Annotated in this window: 13 protein-coding genes; all 13 read left to right on the top strand. The window is 44.9% G+C overall.

All coding sequences use genetic code 11. The features are described 5' to 3' along the window. The first annotated feature begins 38 nt into the window (after positions 1-38). The 13 genes from rpsH to rplQ all read left to right on the top strand — a co-directional run bounded on the left by rpsH (position 39) and on the right by rplQ (position 6,975). Positions 39-431, top strand: coding sequence for a 30S ribosomal protein S8 (rpsH, locus tag N5P32_RS17840; protein ID WP_265730349.1), 393 nt, complete (start codon positions 39-41; stop codon positions 429-431). 8 nt (positions 432-439) lie between these two features. Next, on the top strand, positions 440-973 hold the full coding sequence (gene rplF, locus N5P32_RS17835; RefSeq protein ID WP_265730348.1) for a 50S ribosomal protein L6: 534 nt from the start codon (positions 440-442) through the stop codon (positions 971-973). A gap of 10 nt (positions 974-983) precedes the next feature. Next, positions 984-1,334, top strand: coding sequence for a 50S ribosomal protein L18 (gene rplR / locus N5P32_RS17830; RefSeq protein WP_265730347.1), 351 nt, complete (start codon positions 984-986; stop codon positions 1,332-1,334). Between the two features lie 10 nt (positions 1,335-1,344). Continuing rightward, positions 1,345-1,845: a 30S ribosomal protein S5 gene (gene rpsE / locus N5P32_RS17825; RefSeq protein WP_265730346.1), complete on the top strand. Its 501-nt coding sequence runs from the start codon at positions 1,345-1,347 to the stop codon at positions 1,843-1,845. Positions 1,846-1,851: 6 nt separating this feature from the next. After that, complete coding sequence (rpmD, locus tag N5P32_RS17820; protein ID WP_111608639.1) at positions 1,852-2,037, top strand: 50S ribosomal protein L30; 186 nt, start codon at positions 1,852-1,854, stop codon at positions 2,035-2,037. A gap of 1 nt (position 2,038) precedes the next feature. Further along, a complete protein-coding gene (rplO, locus tag N5P32_RS17815) occupies positions 2,039-2,473 on the top strand; it encodes a 50S ribosomal protein L15 (protein WP_111608640.1) in 435 nt (144 codons plus the stop codon). Further along, positions 2,474-3,805 (top strand): preprotein translocase subunit SecY, encoded by a 1,332-nt coding sequence (gene secY / locus N5P32_RS17810; protein WP_265730345.1) that lies wholly within the window; start codon positions 2,474-2,476, stop codon positions 3,803-3,805. It abuts the gene before it with no gap. Between the two features lie 19 nt (positions 3,806-3,824). Next, a complete protein-coding gene (rpmJ, locus tag N5P32_RS17805) occupies positions 3,825-3,938 on the top strand; it encodes a 50S ribosomal protein L36 (protein WP_110577380.1) in 114 nt (37 codons plus the stop codon). A 128-nt stretch (positions 3,939-4,066) separates the two neighbouring features. Further along, positions 4,067-4,423, top strand: coding sequence for a 30S ribosomal protein S13 (gene rpsM, locus N5P32_RS17800; RefSeq protein WP_110577381.1), 357 nt, complete (start codon positions 4,067-4,069; stop codon positions 4,421-4,423). Positions 4,424-4,487: 64 nt separating this feature from the next. Further along, the gene (gene rpsK / locus N5P32_RS17795) at positions 4,488-4,880 is read left to right on the top strand and encodes a 30S ribosomal protein S11 (protein ID WP_009836290.1); all 393 of its coding nucleotides are present in this window, start codon (positions 4,488-4,490) and stop codon (positions 4,878-4,880) included. Between the two features lie 16 nt (positions 4,881-4,896). Further along, positions 4,897-5,517, top strand: a complete 621-nt coding sequence (gene rpsD, locus N5P32_RS17790; RefSeq protein ID WP_265730344.1) for a 30S ribosomal protein S4 — start codon at positions 4,897-4,899, stop codon at positions 5,515-5,517. 33 nt (positions 5,518-5,550) lie between these two features. Then, positions 5,551-6,555: a DNA-directed RNA polymerase subunit alpha gene (locus tag N5P32_RS17785; protein ID WP_265730343.1), complete on the top strand. Its 1,005-nt coding sequence runs from the start codon at positions 5,551-5,553 to the stop codon at positions 6,553-6,555. 42 nt (positions 6,556-6,597) lie between these two features. After that, entirely contained in the window at positions 6,598-6,975 is a 378-nt protein-coding gene (gene rplQ, locus N5P32_RS17780) for a 50S ribosomal protein L17 (protein WP_110577384.1), read from the top strand. The last annotated feature ends 59 nt before the right edge of the window (positions 6,976-7,034 follow it).

Raw genomic sequence — 7,034 nt, 5'->3', positions numbered from 1 at the left:
TTTGCTGCACAATGGTTTTTTAAATTAGGAGCTCTTAAATGAGTATGCAAGATACCCTTGCGGATATGTTTACACGTATTCGTAATGCACAGATGGCTGCTAAGACATCTGTGAGTATGCCTTCATCAAAAATGAAAGCATCGATTGCTGCTGTACTACGCGAAGAAGGTTACGTAGGTGACTTTTCTGTAGATGAAGCAGTAAAACCAACACTTACTATCGAGTTGAAATACTACGAAGGTAAGCCTGTTATCGAACAAATCAAACGCGCATCTCGCCCAAGTTTGCGTCAATACAAAGGCACTGCATCTCTACCTAAAGTAGAAGCAGGTCTTGGTGTTGCAATCATCTCAACCTCTAAAGGTGTGATGACAGACCGTGCAGCTCGTGCTGCTGGTATCGGTGGCGAAGTAATCTGCACAGTATTCTAGGAGTTAGTATGTCTCGAGTTGCTAATAGTCCCGTGACGCTTCCTAGTGGTGTAGATTTGACTCTAAATGGACAGGCCGTAGTTGTTAAAGGCGGTAAAGGTTCTTTAGAGTTTAATGTTCACGCAAGCGTACAAGTGTCTAAAGAAGAAAATGTTATTACCTTCGCTGCGCGCGATGGTGCAAAACAAAGCCGTGCCTTAGCTGGTACAACTCGTGCTTTGATTAACAACATGGTTGTTGGTGTTAGTCAGGGTTTTGAGAAAAGATTGTTTCTTCAAGGTGTTGGTTACCGTGCTGCGCTTAAAGGCAATGTACTTAACCTGTCTCTGGGTTTCTCTCACCCAGTAGATTACGAATTACCTGAAGGCGTAACAGCTGAATGTGCTTCTCAAACAGAAATCGTGATCCGTGGTATTGATAAACAAGCCGTTGGTCAGGTTGCTGCAGAAGTTCGCGGTTTCCGTCCACCAGAGCCGTACAAAGGCAAGGGTGTTCGCTATTCAGACGAAGTAATTCGTCGTAAAGAAGCTAAGAAGAAGTAGGTAGGCATTCATGAACACTAAAAAACAATCTCGGATTCGTCGTGCACGTCGTGCTCGTTTGCATATTCGTGACTTAGGTGCGAATCGTCTTACTGTACATCGCACACCACGCCATATGTATGCTCAAGTGATTTCTCCTTGTGGAAGTAAAGTGCTAGCTAGCGCTTCTACACTTGAAGAAGCTCTTCGTGGCACAGCGACAGGTAACAAAGCAGCCGCTAAAGAAGTGGGTACTTTGATTGCTGCACGCGCTAAAGAAGCAGGTGTCACTACGGTCGCTTTTGACCGTTCTGGTTTCAAATACCATGGCCGCGTTCAGGTTCTTGCTGACGCAGCACGTGAAGCCGGTCTAGAGTTCTAAGGGGTAGCAAATGGCAGTTAATGATCAACAAACTAGCGACCTCCAAGAGAAGCTAGTTCAAGTAAACCGCGTTGCTAAAGTTGTAAAGGGTGGTCGTATCTTCTCTTTCACAGCTTTGACGGTCGTTGGTGATGGAAACGGAAAAGTAGGCTTCGGCCGTGGTAAAGCACGTGAAGTTCCTCAAGCTATTCAAAAAGCGATGGAACAAGCGCGTCGTAACATGGTTACTGTGAAGCTTGATGGCGATACTCTTCAGTATCCTGTTAAAGCAAACCACGGTGCATCTAATGTTTACATGCAGCCTGCTTCTCAAGGTACAGGTATCATTGCCGGTGGTGCGATGCGTGCGGTTCTAGAAATCGCTGGCGTTCACAACGTATTGGCTAAATGTTACGGTTCTACAAACCCAGTAAACGTAGTTCGCGCTACGATCAAAGGTTTGCAGGATATGAAAGCACCTGAACAAATCGCGGCAAAACGCGGTAAGTCAGTCGATCAAATTTTGGGGTAATGTGTCATGGCGAATAATACCATCACAGTTCAACTAACCCGCAGCCCGATCGGTCGTCTTCCAAAGCACCGTGAAACTGTTAAAGGCTTGGGTTTGCGTAAAGTTGGCCAAACACGTCAGTTGGAAGATACTCCTTCTGTACGCGGCATGGTTAATAAAGTTTATTATATGGTTAAAGTGGTAGGAGAATAACATGTTCTTAAATACACTTCGTCCTGGCGAAGGTAGCAAGCATGCTCCTAAACGTGTTGGTCGCGGCATTGGTAGCGGCTTGGGTAAAACTGGCGGACGTGGCCATAAAGGTCTTAAGTCTCGTTCCGGTGGCTCAGTAAAACCTGGTTTTGAAGGTGGTCAAATGCCTTTGCAGCGTCGTCTGCCAAAATTCGGTTTTACTTCACGTCAGGCAAAGTATGTTGCTGAAGTTCGTTTAAACGAACTTGCTGCTGTAAATGCTGAAGTTGTAGATTTGGCTGCTTTGAAAGGCGCCGACATTCTTGGTCATCAAATTAAAACTGCACGCGTAATTTTGTCAGGTTCTATCGACAAAGCTGTTACCGTTCGTGGTCTTAAAGTGACTAAAGGTGCTCGTGCTGCTATCGAAGCTGCTGGCGGAAAAGTCGAGGAATAAATGGCAAAGCGTGGCTCACTACCTGCTGGAATGCAAAACGGACTAAGCGAGCTTTGGTCTCGTATCCGTTTCGTGTTTATAGCGATTATTGTATATCGAATTGGTGCACACATTCCTGTTCCGGGTATTAACCCGGATAGATTGTCTGCCCTGTTTGATCAAAATGAAGGCACTATTCTGAGTTTATTTAATGTATTCTCAGGGGGCGCGCTTGAGCGCATGAGTATTTTTGCGCTTGGGATTTTGCCCTATATTTCTGCCTCTATCATTATGCAGTTATTGACGGTTGTGAGTCCGCAGCTAGAGCAGTTAAAGAAAGAGGGTGAGGCTGGTCGTCGCAAGATTACTCAGTACACCCGTTACGGTACTGTTTTGCTTGCGCTTGTTCAGTCAGCCAGTATGGCTGTTGGCTTGGCAAGTCAAGGGATTTCATTTAGTAGTGGTATTGAATTTTATGCCGTTGCTGTTGTTACTCTTGTTGCTGGTACTGTTTTCTTGATGTGGTTAGGTGAGCAGGTAACGGAGAAAGGTATTGGTAATGGTATTTCCATTCTTATCTTTGCTGGTATCGTTGCTGGTCTGCCTTCTGCTTTAGGTCGTTCGTTTGAGTCGGCTCGTCAAGGCGATATCAATATTTTAGCTTTGTTGTTGATTGGTATATTGGCCATTGCGACGATTGCGTTTGTTGTTTTCATCGAACGTGGTCAACGTCGTATAACGGTTAACTACGCCAAGCGTCAACAAGGTAAAAAAGTATTTGCTGCACAAAAGAGTCATTTGCCACTTAAAGTGAATATGGCTGGTGTAATTCCACCTATATTTGCTTCAAGTATCCTTTTGTTTCCTGCTTCGATCGGACAGTGGTTTGGTCAAGGTGAGGGGATGGAATGGTTGCAGAATATCTCTTTGGCTCTAGCTCCTGGGCAACCGCTCTATGTGCTGTTGTTTGCGATAGCAATCGTTTTCTTTTGCTTCTTCTATACGGCGCTAGTGTTCAACCCTAAAGATGTGGCAGATAACTTGAAAAAATCCGGTGCTTTTTTGCCGGGTATTCGTCCAGGCGATCATACAGCTCGATATATTGATGGTGTAATGACTCGTTTGACATTGTTTGGTGCTTTGTACATCACTCTAGTGTCTCTGATGCCTCAGTTCTTTGTTGTTGCGTGGAATGTTCCATTCTACTTTGGCGGTACTTCTATGTTGATCGTAGTGGTAGTTGTCATGGACTTTATGTCGCAAGTGCAAAGTCATTTGATGAGTCAGCAATACGAGTCGTTAATGAAGAAATCTAATCTGACTGGTTATGGTCCAAATGGCCTAATGCGTTAAGCGTAGGTTGGAGTTGAACATGAAAGTACGTGCATCTGTAAAGAAAATCTGTCGTAACTGTAAAATCGTTCGTCGTAACGGTTCAGTTCGAGTGATTTGCATTGAGCCTCGTCACAAACAGCGTCAAGGTTAATTGCGAGTTTGCTCGATGATAGGTAAGGGTGGTTGATTTATGTCCTAAAGATAGGCATAATCAGCCGCCCTCATGAAAGTAAAGTGATGAATTAACATTTAATCATCAATAACAACGGAGTAAAGTGAATGGCTCGTATAGCCGGTGTCAATATTCCTGACAATAAACATGCGGTCATTTCTCTGACTTACATCTTCGGAATTGGTCGCACTCGTTCACGCGCTATTTGCGCTGCTACAGGTGTTGCAGAAACTGCGAAAATCGGTTCATTAAGTGATGAAATCCTTGATGAACTTCGTGGCGAAGTTGCTAAGTATACTGTAGAGGGTGACTTACGTCGTGAAGTCAGTATGTCTATCAAACGTTTGATGGACTTGGGTTGCAACCGCGGGATTCGTCATCGCCGCAGCCTACCAGTTCGTGGTCAACGTACCAAAACGAACGCCCGTACACGAAAAGGCCCTCGTAAGCCAATTCGTAAGTAATTTAAACGCGTTTCGCTCTAGCCACAAGTTTGCTAGAGCTGAGCATTAAATAGGAAAGTGCAATATGGCTAAGCCAGCTACGCGCAACACCAAGAAAAAAGTCAAAAAGACGGTTGTCGACGGTGTTGCTCATGTACACGCGTCATTTAACAATACGATCGTGACTATCACTGACCGTCAAGGCAACGCTTTGTCTTGGGCTACTGCCGGTGGTTCTGGTTTTCGCGGATCTCGTAAAAGTACTCCTTTCGCAGCTCAGGTAGCCGCGGAACGTGCCGGTGCTGTCGCACAAGAGTTCGGCCTTAAAAACGTTGACGTAATGATCAAGGGCCCTGGTCCTGGTCGTGAGTCCGCAGTTCGTGCATTGAATGCATTGGGCTTGCGTATCAATAACATCACAGATGTGACGCCAATTCCGCACAACGGTTGCCGTCCACCTAAGAAACGTCGCGTTTAATTGAGGAGACAGATACATGGCTCGTTATATAGGTCCAACTTGTAAGTTGTCTCGTCGTGAAGGTACCGACTTGCAATTGAAGAGCGGTTCACGCGCTCTTGAGTCGAAATGTAAAGTAGAAACCGTTCCTGGTGTGCATGGCGCACGTCGCGGACGTCTATCTGATTACGGCTTGCAGTTACGTGAGAAACAAAAAGTACGTCGTATGTACGGCGTTCTTGAAAAGCAATTTCGTAATTACTACAAATCTGCTGCTCGTCTAAAAGGTGCTACAGGTGAAAACCTTCTTCAACTTTTAGAATCACGTTTAGATAACGTTGTATACCGCGCAGGTTTTGGTTCTACACGTGCGGAAGCTCGTCAACTAGTTGGCCATAAAGGTATTCTAGTAAATGGCGCTACGGTTAACATCCCGTCTTACCAAGTTAAAGCTGGTGACGTAGTGTCAATCCGTGAAAAAGCTAAGAAGCAATTGCGTGTACAAAGCGCACTAGAGCTATCTAAAAATCGTGCACCGATCCACTGGATCGAAGTTGATTCAACTAAATTGGAAGCAACTTACAAAGCTGCTCCAGAGCGTGCCGATTTATCAGCTGAAATTAATGAGAACCTAATTGTCGAACTTTACTCTAAGTAAGTCGGTGATTAGGATTAAGAAATAGGTGGATCTATGCAGCGTTCAGTGAGCGAATTGTTAACCCCACGCAACATTGAAGTTCAGGAATTAGGCAATACTCGCGCTAAAGTTACACTGCAACCGCTAGAACGTGGTTTTGGTCATACTTTGGGTAACGCGTTGCGTCGTATTCTTTTGTCTTCAATGCCAGGTTGTGCGATTGTTGAAGTCGAAATCGACGGTGTATTACACGAATACAGCGCAATCGAAGGGGTTAAAGAAGATGTAATTGAAATTCTTCTTAACCTGAAAGGAGTTGCGATCGCTCTACACGGGCAAGATGAGGCAACTCTTACTCTAAGTAAAAAAGGTCCTGGTATCGTAACAGCTGGAGATATCCAGTTGGTTGCTGATGCAGAGATCGCTAACCCTGATCATATCATTGCGCACTTAGATGACACTGCAGAGTTAACTATGCAGATCAAAGTCGCACGTGGTCGTGGTTATGAGCCTGCTGATGCTCGTGTTGCTGGCGACGATGAGACTCGTCCAATTGGTCGCTTGCAGCTGGATGCCTCATTCAGCCCTGTTCGTCGTGTGGCTTACAGCGTCGATAATGCTCGTGTAGAGCAACGTACAGATTTGGATAAGTTAGTCTTAGACATCGAATCCAATGGTACGATCGATCCTGAAGAAGCAATACGTCGCGCAGCGACTATTCTACAACAACAAATTGCTGTGTTCGTTGCCCTTGAAAGCGAGAGCGAAGCGCCTGTTGTAGAAGAAGAGGATGAGATTGATCCAATTTTGCTACGCCCGGTTGATGATCTTGAATTGACCGTTCGCAGTGCTAACTGTTTGAAAGCAGAGAACATTTATTACATCGGTGATTTGATTCAACGTACTGAGGTTGAGCTTCTTAAGACGCCTAACCTAGGTAAGAAGTCGTTAACTGAAATCAAAGATGTTTTAGCACAGCGTGGTTTGTCTTTGGGAATGCGTTTAGAGAACTGGCCACCAGCTAGTTTGAAAGACGATAGCAAAGTTCTAGCTCGCTAGGTCATTGTTCCCTGACCACCGTAGTTTGGTAAGGAATGTATAATGCGTCATCGTAAGAGTGGACGTCACTTAAACCGTACTAGCTCACATCGTAAAGCGATGTTTAAAAATATGGCTGCTTCTTTGTTCGAACACGAAGTTATTAAAACTACGTTGCCGAAAGCTAAAGAACTACGTCGTGTTGCTGAGCCGTTAATCACATTGGCGAAAGTTGATTCTGTTGCGAATCGTCGCCTTGCCTTTGCTCGTACTCGTAGCAAAGATGCAGTAGGTAAATTGTTCTCTGAACTTGGTCCTCGTTACCAAGCTCGTCCTGGCGGTTATGTTCGCATTTTAAAATGTGGCTTCCGTGCGGGTGACAATGCGCCTATGGCTTATGTTGAATTGGTCGATCGTCCAGTTGCAGAAGCCGCTGAGTAACATCAGTTTGTAATAAAAAAGCCGAGCTATTAGCTCGGCTTTTTTTTGCCTAATAATTT

The organism is Marinomonas pontica (assembly GCF_026191375.1).
Taxonomy (GTDB): domain Bacteria; phylum Pseudomonadota; class Gammaproteobacteria; order Pseudomonadales; family Marinomonadaceae; genus Marinomonas; species Marinomonas pontica.
This window is presented reverse-complemented; position numbering and strand designations above follow the sequence as displayed.

Bases quoted from the DNA above. Each gene is read 5' to 3' on its own strand.
- rpsH (WP_265730349.1), top strand. From the start codon at position 39: ATGAGTATGCAAGATACCCTTGCGGATATGTTTACACGTATTCGTAAT.
- rplF (WP_265730348.1), top strand. From the start codon at position 440: ATGTCTCGAGTTGCTAATAGTCCCGTGACGCTTCCTAGTGGTGTAGAT.
- rplR (WP_265730347.1), top strand. From the start codon at position 984: ATGAACACTAAAAAACAATCTCGGATTCGTCGTGCACGTCGTGCTCGT.
- rpsE (WP_265730346.1), top strand. From the start codon at position 1,345: ATGGCAGTTAATGATCAACAAACTAGCGACCTCCAAGAGAAGCTAGTT.
- rpmD (WP_111608639.1), top strand. From the start codon at position 1,852: ATGGCGAATAATACCATCACAGTTCAACTAACCCGCAGCCCGATCGGT.
- rplO (WP_111608640.1), top strand. From the start codon at position 2,039: ATGTTCTTAAATACACTTCGTCCTGGCGAAGGTAGCAAGCATGCTCCT.
- secY (WP_265730345.1), top strand. From the start codon at position 2,474: ATGGCAAAGCGTGGCTCACTACCTGCTGGAATGCAAAACGGACTAAGC.
- rpmJ (WP_110577380.1), top strand. From the start codon at position 3,825: ATGAAAGTACGTGCATCTGTAAAGAAAATCTGTCGTAACTGTAAAATC.
- rpsM (WP_110577381.1), top strand. From the start codon at position 4,067: ATGGCTCGTATAGCCGGTGTCAATATTCCTGACAATAAACATGCGGTC.
- rpsK (WP_009836290.1), top strand. From the start codon at position 4,488: ATGGCTAAGCCAGCTACGCGCAACACCAAGAAAAAAGTCAAAAAGACG.
- rpsD (WP_265730344.1), top strand. From the start codon at position 4,897: ATGGCTCGTTATATAGGTCCAACTTGTAAGTTGTCTCGTCGTGAAGGT.
- N5P32_RS17785 (WP_265730343.1), top strand. From the start codon at position 5,551: ATGCAGCGTTCAGTGAGCGAATTGTTAACCCCACGCAACATTGAAGTT.
- rplQ (WP_110577384.1), top strand. From the start codon at position 6,598: ATGCGTCATCGTAAGAGTGGACGTCACTTAAACCGTACTAGCTCACAT.